The organism is Peribacillus sp. FSL E2-0159 (assembly GCF_038643155.1).
Classification (GTDB): domain Bacteria; phylum Bacillota; class Bacilli; order Bacillales; family DSM-1321; genus Peribacillus; species Peribacillus simplex.
In genome coordinates, this window is sequence record NZ_CP152053.1 from 2629336 (window position 1) to 2650548 (window position 21213).

Consider the following 21213-nt stretch of genomic DNA (forward strand, 5'->3'; position numbering starts at 1 on the left):
CAGCCTCTCTCTCTCTTTAAAAATCAATAACCAATTTAATTCGCATGGTTAATTTTTTGATACGTTAATTATGTTATAGTTTTAGATAGATAGTGTCAATAAGAAAGGATTGTCAAACATGCATTCAAGTGAATTGTATAATTTACATCTAGAAATCAAGGAACTAAGCAGCCTCTCACAGGAATTGGTTGAACCGTTATTGGTTAAATATGATTTAACTTCTGTACAGTATAGCGCATTGCAATTAATAGTCTTGAATGAATCCATAGCTGTTAAAGATGTTTCGAATCATTTGAAGATTAAACCTGCAGCAGGAACTGCACTAATTGACCGGCTTGAACGGAAGAAATTGATTGAAAGGGTACACAGTGAGGATGATCGGCGGGTCGTTTTTATCCAATCCACCGAAAGTGGAAGGGATGCCTACCATTCTATCAAAAAGGGTTTTGCCAAAATCTTTCGTGACTATTATAGCGTCCTAAATGAAGAGGAAACGGAACGGCTTAAACAAATCGTTGGGAAACTGACCGAACATGTGTCGTCACGCATAGAGAATAAAATATAGTCTTCCTGACGTGTACAATTTCCTTTATAATAGAAAGAAGAAGCTCTATATAATTATTAAAGCAGTGAATTCCACTGTTTTTAGGGGGTTAATTATCAGAATAATTAAAAAATATTCGAATGTGCATTCCCCCGACTATAAAGGTTAGGGGTCATTCAATGATTCTTTAAATGATGTAAGAAATCCATTAAAGAAGATATGACGTTTGGAAAATGAATATGATCAAAAGGGTTAAGAAATTTATTCTCAATGACTCATAATGACGAACCAGGCAGGGTGCTGTAAGCAGAGAATCTCAAAAAAAGGAGATGGTAAAAATGTTTTCCCCATTAACCCCAATGGATTGGAAGCGCAGGGCCGTAAAATATTATCCTCATAAAGTGGCAGTCATCGATGAAGAGAAAGAGTTTACATACAAGGAATTCGGGCAGCGGGCCGATCAGCTTTCCAAAGCACTTTATTCTTCGGGAATTGAAAAAGGTGACCATATTGCAGTAATGTTGCCAAATACGCATTATATGTTGGAATGTTTTTATGGCATATGTCAAATGGGAGCGGTAATGGTTCCTTTGAATTATAGGCTTGCTGCAGAGGATTTGGAATATATCATCAAGCATAGCGATTCAAAAATGTTGATAGTCGATGAAGAATTCACTGCTCCGATCGAAAAGATCATTACTAGACTTTCATTGGAAAAAATCATTATCGTGCCTGTGGAAGGACATGAAACCACTTTACCTGGAATAGACTATGAAAATTTCATTTTGCATGGAATTGATGAAGGACTGCCAGAGGTTACCATCGATGAAAATCAACTTTTGACTATAAATTATACGAGTGGAACGACTTCAAAACCAAAAGGGGTAATGTTAACCCATCGCGGGAATTACATGAACGCCGCTAATTTCATTTATCACCTTGGAGTGAAGCATGACGATGTGTACTTACATACCCTGCCAATGTTTCACGCTAATGGCTGGGGCGGTGTATGGTCGGTAACGGCTACTGGAGGGACTCATGTATGTTTAAGGAAAGTTGATCCCCCTCTTATCCTCAAATTATTCGCCCATCATAATATTACATTGTTATGTGGAGCACCTACTGTAGTAAATATGCTAGTGAATGATCCTAAAGCAAAGGAAACAAGTATCAAAGTGCGTCCAAGGATGGCAACAGCAGGTGCTCCTCCAGCAGCAGCGCTTATACAAAAGGCCCAAGAAATCCTTGGTTTGAATATGATTCACGTATATGGATTAACAGAAACTTCCCCTTTCATCCTATATAACGAGTGGAAGGATGAGTTTGAAGCTAAATCGGCGGACGAACAAGCAATAATAAAGGCAAGACAAGGTATTGAATTGGTTTTCAATGGGGAAACGATGGTAGTCAATCAAGATGGGAAATCAGTCGCTTGGGATGGAAAGGAACTGGGGGAAATCATTACTCGCGGCAATGTTGTAATGGAAGGATATTATAAGGATCCGGAAAAGACGGCCGAAGCAATTAAGGATGGCTGGTTCCATACTGGGGATCTGGCAGTGACCTATCCTAATGGATATATAGAAATACAGGACAGGGCTAAGGATTTAATCATTTCCGGGGGAGAAAATATTTCTTCAACAGAGGTGGAAGGGATATTGTACAAACATCCAGATGTTTTGGAGGCAGCGGTCATTGCCATCCCAGACGATAAATGGGGAGAAACGCCTAAGGCAATCATTGTGCTGCACCCCAAAGCGGAAGTGACAGAAAATGAGATCATTACCTTTTGCCGCTCAAAAATGGCCCACTTTAAAGCACCGACAAAAGTTGAATTCGTAGAGTCTTTACCGAAAACGGCAACAGGTAAGCTACAAAAATACCGTTTGAGGGAAATTCATTGGAAAGGATCGAAAAAGGTAAATTAAAGGCTTTCATTATAGGAACGGGACATGTATTACGGGCTTGCTATAAAAAGTTAAAATAAAAGTACGGCAAATAAAAAAACCAAGAATGCATTTAAATCAGCATTCTTGGTTTTTATAATTATGGAAAGCACAATTTCCTCTATAATACTAGGAACCAGGTAGATTAATTAACGAAAAAGAAAAAAAGAATCTAAATTAGAGATTAGTTTTTCTTTAAAATCATTATTTCTGGATAATTAGAATAGAAGCTTACATCAATGGTTATTTTGTAACAATTCGTAAAAAAACAAAAGGCGGGAAGAAAAACAGATTGTTTTTCTTCCCGCCTTTTGTTTTAAGAATAGTCGAGTGAAATTTAAAAAAACCTAAATGAGATCACGCTATATGGAGGAAACTAATGAGCACATAGAAAAATAAGCGGTGATCTATTAAAGATTTTGTAAATTTAAATCAAACATTATAACGTTATATTGATTAGTTCGACGAAATATGATAATCTATTTTTGTAAAGAGAAATGAAATGAATTCTCACACAATTCAGTGTAACCGTATACAAAGTACTTGCAATCGATAGGATGTACCGAAAAGGATGAGGGAAATGACAGATACGTTAGTTCTGAAGAATGTAAAGATGTTAGAGGGAAATGCAGCGGATATCATACTGGAAAATGGGATGATTAAAGAAATCGCACTTCCCGGAACTGCAACAGGAGATAAGGTAATAGATTATGATCAAAAAGTATTTGTTTCGAGCGGATGGATTGATATGCATGTACATGCTTTCCCGGAATTCGATCCTTATGGTGATGAGGTTGATGAGATTGGATATAAAACTGGTGTAACGACGGTCATTGATGCGGGAAGCACGGGAGCAGATAGGATATCTGATCTGGTTAGCAGTTGTGAAAATTCCAAAACGAATGTTTTCGCCTTTCTGAATATTTCGCGGATTGGATTGAAAAGGATTGATGAGTTATCGGATATTTCATGGCTGGACGAAGGAGAATTAAGGAAGGCAATTTCCAAGTACGGGGATTTTGTCGTTGGACTTAAAGCGAGAATAAGTAAAAGTGTGGTTGGTCCAAATGGTGTCGAGCCATTAAAAATCGCTAGGAAGTTCTCGGCTGAAACTGGTTTACCATTAATGGTTCATATCGGTTCAGGGCCGCCTGATATCAAGGAAGTCCTTGATTTACTTGAGGAAAAGGACATTATTACACATTTCTTAAATGGTAAAGCGAATAATTTATTTGATGAAAGAGAAGAGCCACTGCCTGAGTTATGTAAGGCGATTGAACGTGGTGTTCATTTGGATGTAGGTCATGGAACGGCAAGCTTTTCTTTTAAAACTGCAGAAATGGCGAAAAAGAGGGGAATCCGATTCAATACGATCAGTACGGATATATATCGTAAAAACAGAGAGAATGGGCCAGTTTTTAATATGGCAAAGGTGCTTACAAAATTTTTGTACCTCGGTTATCCATTAAAAGAAGTAATTGATGCCGTTACGGTCAATGCAGCAGCTTGGTTGAATAAACCAGAGCTAGGCAGGATTTTAGCTGGGGATATTGCGAACTTAACCTTATTCTCGATTGATAATGAGCAGACCCTTTTATTGGATTCCGATGGCGAAAAAAGGATGGCAGAAAAAAGAGTTGTTGTTAAAGGAGTGGTTATAAATGGAGAATTCATTGAATGCTAATTACGGTTTGAAAAGAGTCATCAATGCAAGTGGAAGAATGAGCATATTAGGGGTTTCTGCCCCTACTGACACAGTGATGGACGCGATGAAAAAAGGTGGGCAAAATTATGTGGAAATTTCTGATTTAGTCGATAAGTCAGGACAGCATATAGCGAATTTGCTTCATTCTGAAGCAGCGGTCGTCGTTAACTCAGCATCAAGTGGAATTGCGCTTTCAGTAGCGGCGATCGTTACTGAAGGAAACAGAAGGAAAAGCGAAAGGCTTCATCAAGATCTCATTCAAAAGAATGAAATCATCATGCTGAAAGGCCATAACGTTCAGTATGGTGCTCCGGTTGAAACCATGATTTACCTTGGTGGCGGAAAATTGGTTGAAGTTGGGTATGCAAACGAGGGAAAGGCGGAACATATTGCGGATGCCATTAATGAAAATACTTCCGCCATTTTATATGTGAAATCACATCATGCCGTACAGAAAAATATGATATCGGTCGAAGAAGCATGGGAAGTGGCCAATACGAATAATATCCCTCTGATTGTCGATGCAGCAGCGGAGGAAGACTTGGAAAAATATGTGCAATTTTCAGACCTGGCGATTTATAGTGGATCAAAAGCCATTGAAGGTCCCACATCCGGTATCGTTGCTGGCAGAAAGAAATATATCGAATGGTTAAAGGTTCAATTGCATTGTATTGGAAGGAGCATGAAGGTCGGAAAGGAAACTACCTTTGGGCTGCTTCAGGCATTGGATGAGTATTTTGTCAAGACGGATAATAGCGAAAAAGAAAAAGCTAGTTTACAAGTTCTCACATCACTTGACTCCATTGATGGCGTAAAAGTAACGATAGTTCAGGATGAAGCAGGTCGTGCCATATATAGAGCACGTATTTCCATTGATCCTTTGATAACGGAAACAACGGCGAAAGATGTGAACGAGCAGCTCAGAAATGGAGATATTGCCATTTATACACGTGATTATGGGATACGGCAAGGCTTTTTCGATATAGATCCGCGTCCATTGCAAGGTGATGATATAAATGTCATTGAAGCTCAATTAAGAACCATATTAGGAGGAAAACAAGGATGACTAACATAAACAAACGGTTATTGAATGATCGTGTAGCCTTAAATGTACTTGCAAATAGTGTAGAAAATGCAGTGGAAGTCTTTGAAGCAGCTGAAGGACATGTATTGGTTGGAGTACTTTCAAAGGATTATCCAACAGTGGAAGCTGGTGTTACAGCAATGAAAGAGTACGGTGAAGCCATTGATGAGGCCGTTTCAATAGGATTGGGCGCGGGCGATAATAGACAGGCAGCAGTTGTCGCAGAAATAGCAAAATACTATCCAGGCAGTCATATTAACCAAGTTTTTCCGGCTGTTGGTGCTACGAGGGCCAATTTAGGTGAGAAGGATAGCTGGATAAATTCACTTGTTTCTCCAACTGGGAAAGTCGGTTATGTGAATATCTCCACTGGTCCAGTAAGTGCAGGTGCAAGTGAAACTGCCATTGTGCCTATCAAAGCTGCTATTGCGCTGGTTCGCGATATGGGAGGAAATGCATTGAAATACTTCCCGATGAAAGGCCTGAAGCATGAAGATGAGTATCGTGCTGTAGCAAAAGCTTGTGGTGAAGAGGGATTTGCTTTGGAACCAACAGGTGGAATCGATTTAAATAATTTCGAGACCATTCTAGAAATCGCATTAGAAGCAAAAGTGCCTAAAGTCATTCCCCATGTATATTCTTCCATCATCGATGAAGAGACTGGAAAAACGAATGGGGAGGATGTTCGGAAATTATTGGCCATAACAAAAAAATTGGTTGAAAAATATGCCTAAAAGAATTGTGGCATTCGGGGAAGTAATGATGCGTTTGCAGGTACCAGGGTATGAATTGCTTTCACAGGCTAACACTCTGCAATACTCCTTTTCAGGCACGGGGGTAAACGTTGCTTCTGCGATGACAAAGCTAGGACATGATGGATATCTTGTGACAAAGTTACCGGATAACCCGCTTGGGGATTCAGCCATTTCATCTTTGCAGCGCTTAGGAATAGGAAGGGACTTCATCTCTAGAGGTGGCAAATACATGGGGATGTACTTTTTGGAAAATGGTTTTGGACAGCGGGCGAGCCGTGTCACATATTCCAATCGACTTGAAAGCAGTTTTAATACAGCTTCCTTATCCGATTATGATCTGGATATGATTTCGGATAATACGGATATCATCCATTTTTGTGGGATCACGCTTGCAATGGCGGAAAATGTCCGGGAAAGTATGAAGGTGCTGGCTAGAAAAGTCAAAGAAAAAGGCGGTACAGTCTGTTTCGATTGCAATTACCGCCCCTCTTTATGGGAGGGAGGTTACGCTGACGCAAAACCTCATTATGAAGAAATGCTTTCTTTGGCTGATATCGTAATGATGAATGAGAAAGACGCCCTATATATATTAGGTATGAAGTCAGAAGGCTCCACAAGGGAAGAGCAGCTTATTGAATTGATCCCTGAAGTGGCCAAGACATTCAATATTCAATCAATAGCAGGGACGCATCGTTCAATCAACAGTGATAATAGCCATACATTGAGGGGGTATATGTACAAGGAAGAAACATTTTACTTTTCCGATAGCCTATCATTTTCCGTATATGATAGAATAGGTTCTGGCGATGCTTATACCAGCGGAATCTTACATGGCGAATTACGGGGATATTCCCCTGAAAAGACAGTTCGGTTTGCGGCTGTATCAGGAATGCTGGCATGTACTGTCGTTGGAGATACTCCTTTGGCAACCGAAAAGGAGATACTCTCGGCAATGGAAGGTAAAATGGAAGATATTAAGAGATAAAAGGCAGGAGATTAGGAATGAATGTGAACAGAAAAAATGGACCGATGTATTTACAGATAAAAGAAATATTAAAGGATCGTATTTTACATGGGGTTTATGCCATCGACACAAACATTCCCTCTGAGCCTCTTTTGGAAGAAGAATTTAACGTAAGTAAGGTCACTGTCCGTAATGCAATCAAAGAACTTGTGCAAGAGGGGTATGTTGAAAAGAAAAGCGGCAAAGGCACTAGAGTGATAGCTAATGGTTCGATTGTCAAACTTTCCAAAGGAAAGCGTTTCACAGAGCTGTTGGTGGAGGAAGGGCACTCCATTTTAAAAAAGGTGTTAAACATAAGTCATGTTGACCTTTCTTCAGACTCTAAGCTGCAATCTTTATTTGGTGACCATTGCATAAGTATCGAACGGATATATTTATTGGACAATGAACCTTATATTTACTTTACACATTATGTATCACTTGATTTAAACCAAGAAGAGATAAAAGAGGTCCAAATCAATTCATTGTACCGCTTTTTGGAAGATCAAAACTTTAAACTTGAAACATTCAGAGATGAGTTTGCCGTTGCTATCGCTCCGGATCACATTTGCGAAACACTGAAAATCGAAAACAATAGTCCTGTACTAAAAAGGATTCGGATTTCCAGTGATGGGGACGGAAATGTTATGGAATACAGTGAAGGGTATTACAATACGGCTAAACAGAACTACATTGTGACATATAACGAGCCGGTACAATAATTTCCATTTATTGTATTGGTTTGAATGTAAGCGATTTCTTAGGGGTGGGGAGAACATATGGATCTATATTTATTAGGAATCACGCTGATAGCAATCGTAATTGTTATTTTGGGGGTATCATGGTGGAAATGGCATGCATTCATTAGCTTGACTGTAGCCAGTTTATTTTTAGCGGTTTTTTCTGGACTGCCCATGGACAAGATTGTTGGAGCTTATGAAACGGGTGTCGGAGCGGTCCTTGGACATCTTATTGGAATATTGGCCTTAGGGACCATCTTAGGAAAGATGATGTCCGACTCTGGAGCTGGTATGCAGGTTGCTGACTTTTTCATTAATAAATTCGGTGTGAAAAACCTGCCATGGGCCATGCTTTTATCTGGTTTCATCATCGGCATTCCGGTATTTTTCGAGGTTGGTTTAGTAATATTGCTGCCTTTGGTCATTTCCATTCGGAAATCAACCAAAGTGAACATCTTGTTAATTGGTATTCCAGTACTTGCTGGTTTATCGATTGTACATGGGCTGGTACCTCCGCATCCGGGAGCCATGACAGCTATCGGAATCTATAATGCTAACATGGGGCACGTACTTCTGTACTCATTGATCATCGCATTCCCGACTGCTGTAATTGCGGGACCTCTATTCGCAAAATGGATTCATAAACGGGTTATTCCTGTTGGAGAACCCGAATTGATCCGGGTGGAAACAAAGTCAAGTGGATTACCAGGCACTGGAGTTTCGTTCTTCATCATCCTTTTGCCTGTATTGTTGATGGTTTTAACTGTAGTGGCTCCTTATCTTCCGATACCGGGTTTCATTGAAAAATTCTTATTGTTTATCGGAAGTCCAGTGATCGCCCTATTAATCTCCTGTTTTGCAGCTTACTATTTCTTGGGCTACAGACAGGGAATGGATAAATCACTAATTAAAAAGTTGACGGAAGAATGCTTATTGCCATTAGCTTCCATAATACTAATTATCGGTGCTGGCGGAGGATTCAAGCAAATCTTAATTGATAGTGGCGTAGGGACTGCAATCGCTTCTATGTCTGAAGAAATTTCTTTATCCCCGATCGTTCTTGCTTTCCTTGTGGCCGGATTGATTCGGATTGCCACAGGTTCTGCAACCGTCGCTTTGACCACGGCAGCGGGGATCGTTTCACCGGTCGTTGCCAATATGACGGGTGTTAATCTAGAATTGCTTGTTATTGCCACGGGAGCAGGATCACTTATGTTCTCCCATGTTAATGACGCCGGTTTCTGGTTAGTAAAAGAATACATGGGACTAACCGTTAAAGAAACATTCAAAACATGGACAGTGATGGAAACATTACTTTCCTTCGTGGCATTCGGTTTGGTTTTAATTTTCGATATATTCATTTAATAAATAAAGGGTCTGAATAAGTAGCATTTACCTCCTTGATCTGTCTTGGGGTGACAGATCAAGGAGGCTTTTATTTAGTTATGAACATACAGGGGAGGGATTTATTCTCTAAGTAAATGACTGGCTTAGCTCTTAAAGATAGGTCGATTGTGGAAAACAGAAACAAAATTCATTCAGAATTCGAAGTAGTATGACTGTGACAGGGGTGTAGTTTCATCCAGAAGACGTTTGTTTTGCTCCCCGAAGATATAATTCCTGACAGAGACTTCTATATTGAAAGATCGACAGCTTTCCGTTTACATATTCATTCTGAATATAATCCAGCAATTCATTGGCATGGTTAGGCTTCTGACGTTTTTCCTGAATATAATGGAGGATTAAAACTTCTATATTCACACACTCACCTTACTTGACAAGTATTTTTTTCCATTAACAATATAACATGGGTATTCAAAAAAATATCATTTTTTGAATATTTTAACTATCGACATATTTATACAAATAAAGGAGCGATTTGGGCAAGAGCTGGAAAATTGACAAAATATTATCGGGATATGCAAAAAAGAGCGATACCTTCTGGTATGAGCTCTTTCTAACTTCTATTCTACCGTCTAGCTTTTAAGTCTGCTCAAGAAAAAACCCTTGAATTTCAAGGGTCGGATAGTTCATCAAAGTGATAAAAAAATGTTGGCCCTAATTTTACAAGGGGCATTCAGCTTCATACTTGTATCTTTTGTACAGGTATAGGTGATAAGCGCAGCTCTGCGGATTCTCTCTTTATGGAGAATAAATAAGCGCCCAAGCCTAAGAGGGCTGTAAAAATCAGCATGGCGATCGATGAACTGAAGTCCCCGCCAGACAAGTCACGAAGCCATCCCATAATATAGCTCGAAAAGCCGCCCATGATATTCGTGAATCCAATTAGACCAGCGGCTCGTCCTGCCGTTTCAGGTGTTGAGTATTTTACCATGAGCATATTGCTTAGGTGGAACACACCGCCTTGACATCCCATTGCCAGTCCCATACATAGTCCGGCCAAAATAGGGTTGGGGATAAAGACAGCTACAGTTAAAAAGACTGCCGTCAATGAAAATAGAATCGTGGCCATCAAACTTGGACGTCTGGTTTTGTCAGCCAGAAAACCGCAGGCCAAGACAAATCCTAAAGCGAATAGCCAGGAAAGTGAAGTAATGCTCGACATTCCTTCCTTTTCGAATCCTTTTGCTTCAATGAGATATGTAGGAAGCCAAATGCTGATTCCGAAAAATAAGAAGGAGCATACGAGCATGCCGAACCAAACGATCCAGAAACGATAATCTTGGGCGAAACTCTTCTTGTTCTCGGAGGAGGTGGTTTCTTTCATTTCATCATCCGTTTGGCGAATGAAAGCCAATTCCTCCTTACTTATACGGGGGTGCTCTTCTGGCGTATTCCTCGTCATAAAGATGAACATCGGGATATTTATAAATAAGTTGAAAGCTGCAAGCATAAAGAAAGCTGCTTGCCAGTGGAGTAAAGATATCACGAGCACCAAAACAACGGCTCCCATTGCCGGTCCTAAATAGTTTCCGGTAAGCCAAGATGCCTGGGCCCTCCCCAATTCGCGTTTATTAAACCAGTTAGAAATGAGCTTTCCGGAAACCGGAATCATCATCCCTTCACCAAAACCAAGAATTATCCTGCTAATTAAAAATATTTCATATGAATTTGCTAGGCCTGACATAATCATCGTGAGTGTCCAAACGAATAAACCGGCGATGGCTGTTTTTCGGGCACCTAATTTATCAATGATGAAGCCCCAAAAAAGATTTGAAACTCCATAAGCAATGGTGAATACAAAAGATAGAAGACCGATCTTTGCATTTTTGTCATCACCAGTCATACCGAGTGCATGAAGGAATTCTGGATCTGTTTGAATGATGGAAATGCCAACCTTATCAATTTGTCCGAAAAACCAAAAGAAAAAAATTGGAACGGCAATATACAACCATCTTTTTTGCCCATTTAACATAATACCATCTCCTTGTCGCTTTTTAGCATTCCTTAAAACACTTACCATTGAGTATAAGTGTCTTAAGGTTATCCCTTTAGAAAGGTACTAGTTTTGATTTTTCATTTAAGAGCTTTATCCCGCCTTTCTTTATAATTTTGATAGATAAAAAGTAACGGTATGTTTTGTAAGGGAAACAAAGTTTTACTTTCTTAACGATAAATTAAAATAATTTGATTGTCAATTTAATATTTTGACAATTTTCTATTTTTAGAATATAAGCGCTTTCAGTTCAAAATCGAACTTTGTTGCATCCTATTGAGTAGATGGAACTCTATCAAGCAAGGACTTAAAATGGAAGTAAATCTAATTCTTTGTGTCCAAAAAACAAATTATTAACAAATTATTAAAAATTCCGACTTGTTGATATTGAATTTAAAATCAGGAAAATCTATAATTCATTTATATTGTTTTGTATATGAAATACTTAATACGGAAAATTTCGTGATTTGGCAGAGAATATCGATGTATTAAAATTCTTTATTTGTTTTCACTTGTATAATTGGTTATATTTGGTTATATAACAACGAGCTTTTCTATCGAAACGTCAATTAAGCTAGGCCTTCCAAATAGTTTTATATATGTAAATATGCTTTAATTGACACATAAACACTATTCTATTTATACATGAAGAGTAAAGGATTGTGAGGTAGAAATGGTTGCCAATTTGCAGTACTGCCCAATTCATTATCAGGAATAGGGATAAGGAATAGCCCTTGAAGACACCAGCTCGGTTATCGCTCTCGGCTTTTACTAGCCGTTTTCCGGAAGTGGAGAAAGCGTTGATTATATCTGATGTGACTCGTAGACCAGCTGTTGTTAGCATGAAAGAAAGTAAACGGAAACTTTTGAATTGATTACAATCCATCGAAATATGATCGGATGAACTTGTAAAGCAGAGGGCAGTGCGCAGCTACTGGCGCCAAAGTTCCTGTCTAGTTAAGGAAGCAAAAGAAAACAGGCAACCATTGAAGTATGCATCAAAAACATTCACAAAATGAACTATCAGAAAAAAATGTACATATACTGCAAGTTCTTCTTTCTAGGTATGAAGAAAGCTTTACTGAATGGGTTTTAGTCAGGAGAAAATGAGATTTATTCACAACGGGGGGAATACTCGAATGGCAAGCGAAGAAAAAGAGAAAGAGAAATATAGTGCTAATTCATTGGTTAGAGGCTTGGAAATCATTAAGCTCTTTAATGAAGTACAGCCGAGCTTGTCTCTTTCAGAAATAGCAAAACAACTCGGAGTAAGCAGAACAGTACCATATCGTTTATTATTCACATTACAAAATATTGGTTACTTGTCTCAGGATGAACATACCAAACGTTATAGTTTAACTCCTAAAGTTCTTGAATTGGGATTCAGCTATTTGAATAGCTTGAAATTCCAGGAAATTGTCCAACCTTATATGGAGACCTTGCGTGATGAAATCGGAGCCTCCTGCCATCTGTCCATTTTGGATGGACAGGAAGTTGTTTATGTTGGAAGTGCCCCGATCAGAGGTGTATCCGCTGTCAATGTGAACATAGGTTTGCGGCTGCCGGCACATGCTTTGGCCAATGGAAAATTACTTTTGGCATATCAACCGAAAGAAATGCTAATGCAAATGTTCAAAATCTCAAACCTAACTCCTTATACAGACAAAACACTCACCGCGCCGGGTGAATTTCAAAAACAGTTGGAATCGATTCGGCAAAATGGTTATTCGATGACAAGCGGGGAATTCCACCCTGGCATCCGTTCCGTTGCCGCCCCGATTTTTGACAGGACTGGGAAAGTATTGGCTGCCTTGAATGTCGTGGCAACAGAGTCTGCTTACCAGGAGGATTTCATCGATAAAATTGCCTTGCCGAAACTGTTGGAAGTTTCTCGGCAGTTATCCGTTTATATGGGATATAGCGGGGTTAAGCCTTATCAACACGAAGATGTCTGAACGATATAAAAACTATTAATAAATGAATAACCTCTTTCGAAAGTGTGGATCTCCCAATAGGGTATCCACACTTTTTTTGTTAAGAAAAGCAAATCGTTACAAGTTTACCCCATAGTGGTGAGCGTTCGGATTATAAAAATAGTTTTAAATATTCTAAAAACTAATTGACAATGAAGCGGTTTCATTTTAGACTTAATTCATAGACAAAACAATGTTTTGCTTATGAAACATAATACGGTTTAGAAACAACAAATAAGGGAGGAATTTTAAAATGACAAAAGAAGCTTTTTCAGTGAAGGATTTTGAAAAAAAATATGTTGCCCGATTGAAAGACCGTTCGCTTGATTGGGATGTCTTGAAGTTCCAAGAAGAAATTGATCCCGCTTATAGACGCGCACAGATGAGATATATCGGACGTGGTGCCACTGCCAATAACGATACGAATGTAATTGCAGGTGAACATTTCACTTTAAGTACAATGGTGCTTCCTCCGGGATGTGTCGGTCCTTTGCACCTTCACGACGATGTTGAAGAAGTGTTTTTCATTCTTGAGGGTGAAGTCACGGCATTAATTCAAGAGGACAGCTACAGTGAAGTGCATGAAATTAAATTAAGTGCGAGAGACTGCATCAGCAGCCCACCAGGGGTTTATCGGGGAATCAGGAATGACGGGGATGTAGAGGCGCGCATGCTAGTGATGCTAGGGGCAGTGAAGCCTAACTTACCGACATATCCTGAAGGCAGTGAACTGGAAGAACTGCGTAAACAACGCTCTAAAGAAAGAGAAGCCATCATTAAAGACTGATCATTTAGCCGAAAAGGGCACCTGCATTATGAAAATTAATGAGGCGCCCTTTTCGATTAGATTGTAAAAGATGGCCAATGCAAATTATCTAAAGGGCAATCTAAATTATGGGAGGTATAAAAAATGCTTGGGATTACTCATTTACGACATATAAGCATGATAACTCCGAATTTCGACGATCAAGCAGAGTTTTATGAAAAGGTATGGGGACTGGATAGAGTGGATGTTCCGGAAGAGGAGAATACGGTTTATTTCCGCGGGGCTGGACCGGAACATCATATTTTAAGCCTTCACAAGGGAGAAAAACGAGGATTGCACCATATAGCTTTTGGCATGGTCGATAAAAATGCGGTGGATCGTGCAGCCGGGATATTACAATCGAAGGGCGTTCGAATTATTGAACCACCTGGATATTTGGATGAAGCAGGTGCCGGTTATGGCCTGCGGTTTATTGATCCGGAAAACCGCGTGATTGAGCTTTCGGCTTGGGTGGAAGTGCAAACGTCTATTTGGAGTAAGAAAAATGTTGATCCAGTGAAATTGAATCATGTTGTAATGAACACGAAGAACTTAGATATGATCGTTGAGTTTTATACGGATGTACTTGGTTTTAAAGTTACTGATTGGAGTGAGCACCAAATGTCATTCCTCCGGTGCAACAGAAAGCATCACTCCATTGCCTTCAATCAAGATGAGCATGCGTCAGTCAATCATATCGCATACGAAGTCGATTCCGTGGATGAATTGATGCGAGGTATAAGCAATGTGCGAAAGGCGGGCTTGTCAGAACTTTGGGGACCTGGACGTCATGGGCCGGGAGACAATATTTTCTGTTATTTTCAAGACCCAGGCGGTTTTGTTATGGAGTATACATGTTATCTGGAAACGATCGAAGATGAATCTGAGTGGAGAGCACGTGTATGGAAACGGGTTCCGCATTTAATGGATCAGTGGGGGATTGCAGGGCCGCCGAAACCTGAAGCCCGCAAAGCAATGGGAGGAGATCCCGATCCAGGCTGGATTGATTCTCATTTAGATGATTCTGTCATGGCGGAAAAATGAGGAGGATTTTGATTTCCTCCCATGATTCTTGCGCGTAGTTAGCTTCTTGTTGATTAAAGGATATCGTTTGAGGAAAATGACTTTGAAAAGGAGTGAAGAGAGTGGATTTAGGATTACAAGGAAAAGTGGCTGTCATTATGGGCGGCACGTCGGGCGTGGGATTAAAAACAGCAGAAATGTTTTTAGCTGAAGGAGCGAAAGTTGCTATTTGCGGCAGAAGCGCTGAGCGTATGGAAAGTGCACAAAGTCAATTGCTCTCATTTGGTGAAAAGGCAGATATTTTTGCATCAACATGTGATGTCACATCAAAATCGGATGTGGATTCTTTCATTAATGGTACCGCTGAGAGGTTTGGCGGAATCGATATATTGGTGAATGCAGCCGGTCAAAGCGTTATGGGTCACTTTTTTGACATAACGGATGAGCAGTGGGAAGAGCAGATACAGTTAAAGTTCTTTGCCATCATATATGCCGTTCGTGCTTCGCATCCTCATTTAGTGAAAAGGGGAGGAGGGCGGATTATTAATATTAATGCAACGCTTGCTAAAGAACCTGAACGTCATATGGTAGCGACTGCAGCAGCAAGGGCTGGCCTCCTTAATTTAAGCAAAACCTTGTCCCAGGAATTGGCCTTTGACAATATATTGGTTAATTCAGTGAGTCTTGGATTGATCCGGACCGATCAATGGGAGCGAAGAAGATTGAAAAATGCGCCTGATATGGACCCTGAAGAGTATTACGGAGACCTTGCGAAAAAACGGAATATCCCTCTCGGCCGCGTAGGGGAAGCGGAAGAAGTGGCCAGTGTCATTGTTTTCCTTGCTTCAGACAAAGCAAGTTATGTAGCGGGCTCGACGATTGAAACGGCAGGAGCGATCGGAAAGGCACTTTAAATTTATTAAAAAGGTAGGATAACGCGATGAAAATACATGAAGAAATAGAGTTTACGACCGCCGATTCCATTGTAAAGGAGCTGGTTCAAGCAGGAGTGGAAGCTGCTTTCGGGATTGTCAGTATTCACAATATGCCCATCTATGATGCAATTCTTAGAGAAGGTAGCATCAAACTCATTTGTTCACGCGGTGAAAGCGGTGCCGTCAATATGGCTGATGGATATGCCCGCGCCACTGGGAAATTGGGTGTAGTGATTACCAGTACCGGAACAGGGGCAGGAAATGCTGCTGGTTCACTAGTGGAAGCTTGGGCAGCAGGTGTCCCCCTTCTTCATCTTACCGGTGAGGTGGCTTCTTCTTACCTTGGTACTGGCAAAGGATACATACATGAGTGTAAAGACCAGCTTTCAATGATGAGCGGTGCTTGTAAAAATGCAGTGAGGCTTAGAAACCCAGAGCAATCTGCAGCAGTAGTAAGAAAGGCGATCCAAGAAGCGTTAACTGCACCAACGGGACCGGTTACATTGGAAATTCCCATTGACTATCAATCGGCGATCATAGAAGATCTTTCACTGGAAGGGCAGCCGGCTTCAACATCAGCAACAAATTCAACGCCATTTATTCCAGAACAAGCCGTGCAAAAAATGATTGGTGCACGCCGTCCTGTAATATGGGCCGGTGGTGGAGTCATCAGTGCAAATGCTTCGCAAGAGCTGCAAAAATTGGCGGAAATCCTTGGTGCAGCGGTTATAACAAGTCAGTCAGGAAAAGGTTCGATTCCAGAAAACCATGAACAATGCATAGGTCATTTTGCGGCATATGAAACAACAAAAGAGTTTTTAAGAAATGCAGATTTATTGATTAGCATAGGTGTAAGGTTTAGGGGTAATGAAACATCCAACTGGAAAGTGCCGGTGCCGGAAGAACATATAGCGATCGATGCGGATTGGCAGGCCATTAACCGGAACTATAAAGCCACGGTAGGTTTGGTTGGCGATGCAAAAGATATGTTAGCTGCCATCATTCAAAAGCTTGAAGAACATTCAGTTCATGCGGAGCCTTCTTATTTACATGAAGTTCTTTCGCTTAGAAATGAAGTTCGCGCCCAACTCAGGGAAACGCTTGGACCTTATGAGCAATTTGTAGATGGCATGAGGGAGATATTGCCTGACGATACCATTCTAGTTCGTGATGTAACCGTACAGGCAAACGTTTGGGGCAGCCGTTTATTTGAAATCTATGAACCGAGAACATCCATTCATGCATCAGGCGGCGGAATTGGTCAAGGTCTTCCAACAGCGATCGGTGCCCAAATGGGGTGCCAAGATAAAACCGTCGTGCTTATGGCTGGAGACGGTGGGTTTATGGTGAATGTTGGGGAAATGGTCACGGCAGCCGAAGAAAACTTACCAGTAATCATCGTATTGTTCGATGACTCAGGCTATGGGGTTCTTCGCAATATTCAAACAGCCGCATATGGCCGGCAGGTAGCAGTGGATTTATTGAGTCCTGATTTTGTGAAACTGGCTGAGTCCATGCATTTTGATGCAGTCCGTATTGGTTCTGGAGATGAATTCATATCAGAACTGAAGAAGGCAAAGGAAAGACGTAAACCTTCAATGATCGTTGTTAATATGGAAGCTGTGGGGCCAATGGCCAAGCCATTTGGCGGACCGCCAGGAGCTGCAGAAGCATTCAAGCCAAAAAAACTATAAGGAGGATTGAAAATGATTTCGACTTACCCATTGGTTTCAGGAAAATACCTAGTTAATGGAGAATGGATAGAATCGACGGAAAAAGTCGATGTAGTAAATCCGGCAAATACATCGGAAGTAGTTGGCCAGGTGGCAAAATGCTCTGAAGAAATCGTGAATGACGCGATTGAAGCGGCAGAAAATGCTTTTGAAACGTGGTCTCGCTCTGATATTGAGGAACGGGCTAACCGGATGAACACTGCGGCAGAAAAACTTTCAAAAGTAATCGAGGAAAATGTTACAGTGTTCGTACGTGAAAATGGCAAAACACTTGTTGAAGCTAAAAAGGATTTACTGCGCTGTGTTGAAGTCATGAAGGGCTGTGCAGCAGAGTTACTTGATTGGTGGAAGCCGGAAGTGCTCCCAGGAAATCAAAAAGTCCAAATCCGGAGAAGGGCAAGAGGTGTCACGGCAATAATCACACCGTGGAATTCTCCGATGATATTAACATTTAAAAGGGTCATACCTGCTGTTTTGGCAGGCAATGCGGTTGTCGTAAAACCTGCAACGAATTGTCCTTTAACGATAATGACCTGTTTAAAAGTAGTTGCTGAACATTTTCCACCTGGTGTCATCAATATAGTCTCAGGATCAGGAAAAGCAATCGGCGACACACTATGCTCCGATTCACGCGTACGGACATTGGCGTTTGTCGGAAGTACGGAAACCGGAAAAGATATCATGCAGAAATCAGCTGGAAATCTGCAAAAAGTATATATGGAACTTGGCGGCAATGATCCTGCCATCATTTTGGAAGATGCCAATATGGATGAAGCGGCCATCAAACGTTTGAGGATGGGGATCTTACGAGCAGCGGGTCAGGTCTGTTCTGCTGTAAAACGAGTTTACGTCCAAGAATCACGTTTTAATGAGGTTGTGGAAAAGCTGACCAAAGAGTTTAGCCGGATGGTAATTGGTGATGGCATTCAGCCTGATGTTACTATGGGTCCATTGAATAATAAAGCACAATTTGACTTTGTGAATGGCTTGATCGAACGTACCGCTAAGTCAGGAGGAAATATAATCACAACCGGCATTCAGCTGAATCCTGAAACTTGGGATAAAGGTTATTATATGCTGCCTTCCATTATTACTGGCGTCGATCAGCAGAGCGAATTGGTTCGGGTAGAGCAATTCGGCCCTATCATTCCAATTTTATCTTTCAATGATATTGATGAAGCTGTAAAATTAGCGAATGATAGTGAGTTTGCCCTGCGTGCATCTGTTTGGACAGAAAATGAAGATATCGCTGTCGAAATGGCAGATCGCCTTGAAGCTGGAGCGGTTTTCCATAATAATCATACCGTTTTCAGCGACTTGGCTCTGGATTTCCCTGGCTTAAAAGAAAGTGGTGTTTCCCGGGAAACAAGACATTGCGGGCTGGAATTTTTTGCGGACTCATACGGGTTTGCTGATTGAGGAAGGATGAAACTACATGAAGTTAGGTTTAATCGGATGCGGTAATATCGGGAAATTTCTGCTTCAGGCAATTAATAACGAAGGGCTTCTTCCAGGTGGGGAAATTGTTGCGATTTATGCCCGCCGAGAAGAAGTCGCGGCACAAATAGCTGAAGAATTCAGGACACGGTCATATAGTGATGTCGACGAACTCCTTAAATCCGATGTGGATTTAGTCATAGAGGCTGCAACGATTGAAGCAGCTGAAGAGTATGCATTAAAAGTGCTTAAAAGCGGGAAGGATCTCTTGCTAAGCAGCATAGGCGTGATGGCGAATGCTGCCTTTGAAGAACAATCAAACCAGATTTGCAAAAATAATAACGTGAATATTCTCCTTCCGTCTGGTGCCATTGGAGGTCTCGATTTACTTAAATCGGCAAAAGCGGTGAATGGCCTTGAATCTGTTTGCATCACCACAAGAAAACCGCCAAACGCATTGCCAGCAAGTTCTTCAGTGACAGAAGAAACAGTATTATTTGAAGGGTCTGCTGCAGAAGCAATCAAACAGTTTCCGAGAAACATAAATGTTGCGATTGTACTGTCTATGGCTGGTCTTGGATCTGAAAAGACGAAAGTGAAAATCATTGCCGATCCAAAAGTGTTAAAAAACATTCACTTGATAGAAGCGTCAGGTTCTTTCGGGAAATTAAAACTGGAAGTGGAAAATGATCCGATGCCAAATAATCCGAAAACGAGTTACCTAGCGGCATTAAGTGTTTTGGCTACTCTGCAAAATAAGGAAAAGAGCGTTCAAATCGGGTAAGACTTATGATTTAAAGCTTGGAAGGGAGAGAAAAAGTATGCTTAAAACTGATAAATCCTTAGAAGAAATGTCGAAACAGCAAGTTATTAACTATCTGAACGAAACGGTTAAACCAGAGGAAGGCGCTATACCTGCATACCTCCTTGGAGACCCAAAGGTTTATGATATAGAACATGAAAAAGTGTTTTTGAAAACATGGGTTTTTGTCGGTCATGATTCTGAAGTACCCAACAAAGGAGACTTCATGACCCGTGAACTAGCTGGCTACTCGCTCATCATCACTCGTGATGCTGAAGGGGAAATCAGGGCGTTTTATAATATGTGCACACATCGCGGAATGAAACTATGCCGTGCAGATAAAGGGAACAAGTCATTATTTACGTGTCCATACCATGGGTTTAATTTCAAAAACACTGGTGAGCTCGTAGGGGTGCCATTACAAAAGGACATATATGGGGGCAACCTTGACCGGGCGGAAATGGGCCTTCACAAAGTGAAGCTTGCATCCTATAAAGGTCTTTTATTTGGAACTTGGAATGAAGATGCAGAGCCGCTTGAAGAGTTTCTTGGAGACATTAAATGGTATTTGGATATACTCGTAGGTCGTGCAGAAATGGAAGTAATCGGGGTTCCGCAAAGATTCGTTGTTAATTCCAACTGGAAAGTTGGTTCCGATAACTTTGTTGGTGATTCCTATCATACGATGGTCACACACGGATCCATTGCCAAACTGGGCATGGTACCCAATGCTACCTATTCAAAGCGTGGTTTTCAAATCCATACGGAAAACGGGCATGGACTGAACTTAGGGACACCTAACCCTGAATTCGCTTTCCCGGAAGAATTGAAAGATGAATTTAAAACTAATTTGTCTGAAGAACAATATGGAGTGTTATCAAACTTAAAGAATATGATTGGGAACGTTTTCCCCAACTTATCATTTTTAATATCCCATACAAAAATCAAAGACCAATTCATCTCCAACACTTCAATTAGAATGTGGCGGCCAATCGGTCACAATAAAATGGAAGTGATCGCTTGGATGCTCGTGGAAAAGAACGCCTCCCAAGATTGGAAAGATAGATCAAGAGATTCATTTATCTTGACCTTTAGCCCATCCGGTATTTTCGAACAGGATGATACGGAAGTGTTTACGGATATTACTGAAGCAGCCCAAGGCCCAATGCCTTTCCTAAAGAATTTAACCTACAATTATACAATGGGGCTTCATCGTGAACCAGTTGATTTTATAGGACCGGGTGTTGCTTACGATGATAAATTCACTGAAGCGAGCCAAAGGAATTTTTACAAGTACTGGCTTGAATTAATGACGAAATGATAAGCGGGAG

The 21213-nt window shown here is 40.8% G+C and carries 18 protein-coding genes; 16 read left to right on the forward strand and 2 right to left on the reverse strand.

What is annotated here, in order from left to right:
* Positions 1–118 precede the first annotated feature (118 nt).
* From NYE63_RS12915 to NYE63_RS12950, 8 genes are all read left to right on the forward strand, one after another.
* Entirely contained in the window at positions 119–565 is a 447-nt protein-coding gene (locus NYE63_RS12915; protein ID WP_342605444.1) for a MarR family transcriptional regulator, read from the forward strand.
* 317 nt (positions 566–882) lie between these two features.
* The gene (locus tag NYE63_RS12920) at positions 883–2472 is read left to right on the forward strand and encodes a long-chain-fatty-acid--CoA ligase (protein ID WP_342605445.1); all 1590 of its coding nucleotides are present in this window, start codon (positions 883–885) and stop codon (positions 2470–2472) included.
* 598 nt (positions 2473–3070) lie between these two features.
* Positions 3071–4174 carry an amidohydrolase/deacetylase family metallohydrolase gene (locus tag NYE63_RS12925; RefSeq protein WP_342605446.1) on the forward strand — a complete coding sequence of 368 codons (1104 nt, stop codon included), beginning with the start codon at positions 3071–3073 and terminating at the stop codon, positions 4172–4174.
* Positions 4152–5261, forward strand: a complete 1110-nt coding sequence (locus tag NYE63_RS12930) for a DgaE family pyridoxal phosphate-dependent ammonia lyase (protein WP_342605447.1) — start codon at positions 4152–4154, stop codon at positions 5259–5261. Before NYE63_RS12925 ends, NYE63_RS12930 begins: the two co-directional genes overlap by 23 nt.
* Positions 5258–6013 (forward strand): KDGP aldolase family protein, encoded by a 756-nt coding sequence (locus NYE63_RS12935; RefSeq protein WP_061463022.1) that lies wholly within the window; start codon positions 5258–5260, stop codon positions 6011–6013. The genes NYE63_RS12930 and NYE63_RS12935 overlap by 4 nt, the downstream gene beginning before the upstream one ends.
* Positions 6006–7019 (forward strand): sugar kinase, encoded by a 1014-nt coding sequence (locus tag NYE63_RS12940; protein WP_342605448.1) that lies wholly within the window; start codon positions 6006–6008, stop codon positions 7017–7019. The genes NYE63_RS12935 and NYE63_RS12940 overlap by 8 nt, the downstream gene beginning before the upstream one ends.
* Positions 7020–7036: 17 nt before the next feature.
* The gene (locus tag NYE63_RS12945; RefSeq protein ID WP_342605449.1) at positions 7037–7759 is read left to right on the forward strand and encodes a GntR family transcriptional regulator; all 723 of its coding nucleotides are present in this window, start codon (positions 7037–7039) and stop codon (positions 7757–7759) included.
* A 57-nt stretch (positions 7760–7816) separates the two neighbouring features.
* Positions 7817–9142 (forward strand): gluconate:H+ symporter, encoded by a 1326-nt coding sequence (locus NYE63_RS12950; RefSeq protein ID WP_342605450.1) that lies wholly within the window; start codon positions 7817–7819, stop codon positions 9140–9142.
* A 213-nt stretch (positions 9143–9355) separates the two neighbouring features.
* On the opposite strand, the gene yppF is transcribed toward NYE63_RS12950, so the two are convergent.
* Positions 9356–9538 carry a YppF family protein gene (yppF, locus tag NYE63_RS12955; protein WP_342605451.1) on the reverse strand — a complete coding sequence of 61 codons (183 nt, stop codon included), beginning with the start codon at positions 9536–9538 and terminating at the stop codon, positions 9356–9358.
* 322 nt (positions 9539–9860) lie between these two features.
* Complete coding sequence (locus tag NYE63_RS12960) at positions 9861–11153, reverse strand: MFS transporter (RefSeq protein WP_342605452.1); 1293 nt, start codon at positions 11151–11153, stop codon at positions 9861–9863.
* A 1160-nt stretch (positions 11154–12313) separates the two neighbouring features.
* Here NYE63_RS12960 and NYE63_RS12965 point away from each other — a divergent pair.
* The 8 genes from NYE63_RS12965 to NYE63_RS13000 all read left to right on the forward strand — a co-directional run bounded on the left by NYE63_RS12965 (position 12314) and on the right by NYE63_RS13000 (position 21203).
* Positions 12314–13129 (forward strand): IclR family transcriptional regulator, encoded by an 816-nt coding sequence (locus NYE63_RS12965; RefSeq protein ID WP_137020733.1) that lies wholly within the window; start codon positions 12314–12316, stop codon positions 13127–13129.
* A gap of 271 nt (positions 13130–13400) precedes the next feature.
* On the forward strand, positions 13401–13934 hold the full coding sequence (locus NYE63_RS12970) for a cupin domain-containing protein (RefSeq protein ID WP_342605453.1): 534 nt from the start codon (positions 13401–13403) through the stop codon (positions 13932–13934).
* A gap of 123 nt (positions 13935–14057) precedes the next feature.
* On the forward strand, positions 14058–14996 hold the full coding sequence (locus NYE63_RS12975; RefSeq protein ID WP_342605454.1) for a VOC family protein: 939 nt from the start codon (positions 14058–14060) through the stop codon (positions 14994–14996).
* A gap of 101 nt (positions 14997–15097) precedes the next feature.
* On the forward strand, positions 15098–15889 hold the full coding sequence (locus NYE63_RS12980) for an SDR family oxidoreductase (protein WP_101221933.1): 792 nt from the start codon (positions 15098–15100) through the stop codon (positions 15887–15889).
* Positions 15890–15915: 26 nt separating this feature from the next.
* Positions 15916–17604, forward strand: a complete 1689-nt coding sequence (locus NYE63_RS12985) for a thiamine pyrophosphate-binding protein (RefSeq protein WP_342605455.1) — start codon at positions 15916–15918, stop codon at positions 17602–17604.
* Between the two features lie 12 nt (positions 17605–17616).
* Positions 17617–19062, forward strand: a complete 1446-nt coding sequence (locus tag NYE63_RS12990; RefSeq protein ID WP_342605456.1) for an aldehyde dehydrogenase family protein — start codon at positions 17617–17619, stop codon at positions 19060–19062.
* Between the two features lie 16 nt (positions 19063–19078).
* Positions 19079–19864 (forward strand): aspartate dehydrogenase, encoded by a 786-nt coding sequence (gene nadX, locus NYE63_RS12995; protein ID WP_342605457.1) that lies wholly within the window; start codon positions 19079–19081, stop codon positions 19862–19864.
* Between the two features lie 37 nt (positions 19865–19901).
* Complete coding sequence (locus tag NYE63_RS13000) at positions 19902–21203, forward strand: aromatic ring-hydroxylating dioxygenase subunit alpha (protein ID WP_342605458.1); 1302 nt, start codon at positions 19902–19904, stop codon at positions 21201–21203.
* The last annotated feature ends 10 nt before the right edge of the window (positions 21204–21213 follow it).

Excerpts from the sequence above, each read along its gene's own strand:
- NYE63_RS12935 (WP_061463022.1), top strand. The coding sequence starts at position 5,258 with ATGACTAACATAAACAAACGGTTATTGAATGATCGTGTAGCCTTAAAT.
- nadX (WP_342605457.1), top strand. The coding sequence starts at position 19,079 with ATGAAGTTAGGTTTAATCGGATGCGGTAATATCGGGAAATTTCTGCTT.
- NYE63_RS12970 (WP_342605453.1), top strand. The coding sequence starts at position 13,401 with ATGACAAAAGAAGCTTTTTCAGTGAAGGATTTTGAAAAAAAATATGTT.
- NYE63_RS12940 (WP_342605448.1), top strand. The coding sequence starts at position 6,006 with ATGCCTAAAAGAATTGTGGCATTCGGGGAAGTAATGATGCGTTTGCAG.
- NYE63_RS12930 (WP_342605447.1), top strand. The coding sequence starts at position 4,152 with ATGGAGAATTCATTGAATGCTAATTACGGTTTGAAAAGAGTCATCAAT.
- NYE63_RS12960 (WP_342605452.1), bottom strand. The coding sequence starts at position 11,153 with ATGTTAAATGGGCAAAAAAGATGGTTGTATATTGCCGTTCCAATTTTT.
- NYE63_RS12925 (WP_342605446.1), top strand. The coding sequence starts at position 3,071 with ATGACAGATACGTTAGTTCTGAAGAATGTAAAGATGTTAGAGGGAAAT.
- NYE63_RS12920 (WP_342605445.1), top strand. The coding sequence starts at position 883 with ATGTTTTCCCCATTAACCCCAATGGATTGGAAGCGCAGGGCCGTAAAA.
- NYE63_RS12945 (WP_342605449.1), top strand. The coding sequence starts at position 7,037 with ATGAATGTGAACAGAAAAAATGGACCGATGTATTTACAGATAAAAGAA.
- NYE63_RS12990 (WP_342605456.1), top strand. The coding sequence starts at position 17,617 with ATGATTTCGACTTACCCATTGGTTTCAGGAAAATACCTAGTTAATGGA.
- NYE63_RS12965 (WP_137020733.1), top strand. The coding sequence starts at position 12,314 with ATGGCAAGCGAAGAAAAAGAGAAAGAGAAATATAGTGCTAATTCATTG.
- NYE63_RS13000 (WP_342605458.1), top strand. The coding sequence starts at position 19,902 with ATGCTTAAAACTGATAAATCCTTAGAAGAAATGTCGAAACAGCAAGTT.
- NYE63_RS12915 (WP_342605444.1), top strand. The coding sequence starts at position 119 with ATGCATTCAAGTGAATTGTATAATTTACATCTAGAAATCAAGGAACTA.
- NYE63_RS12975 (WP_342605454.1), top strand. The coding sequence starts at position 14,058 with ATGCTTGGGATTACTCATTTACGACATATAAGCATGATAACTCCGAAT.
- NYE63_RS12985 (WP_342605455.1), top strand. The coding sequence starts at position 15,916 with ATGAAAATACATGAAGAAATAGAGTTTACGACCGCCGATTCCATTGTA.
- NYE63_RS12950 (WP_342605450.1), top strand. The coding sequence starts at position 7,817 with ATGGATCTATATTTATTAGGAATCACGCTGATAGCAATCGTAATTGTT.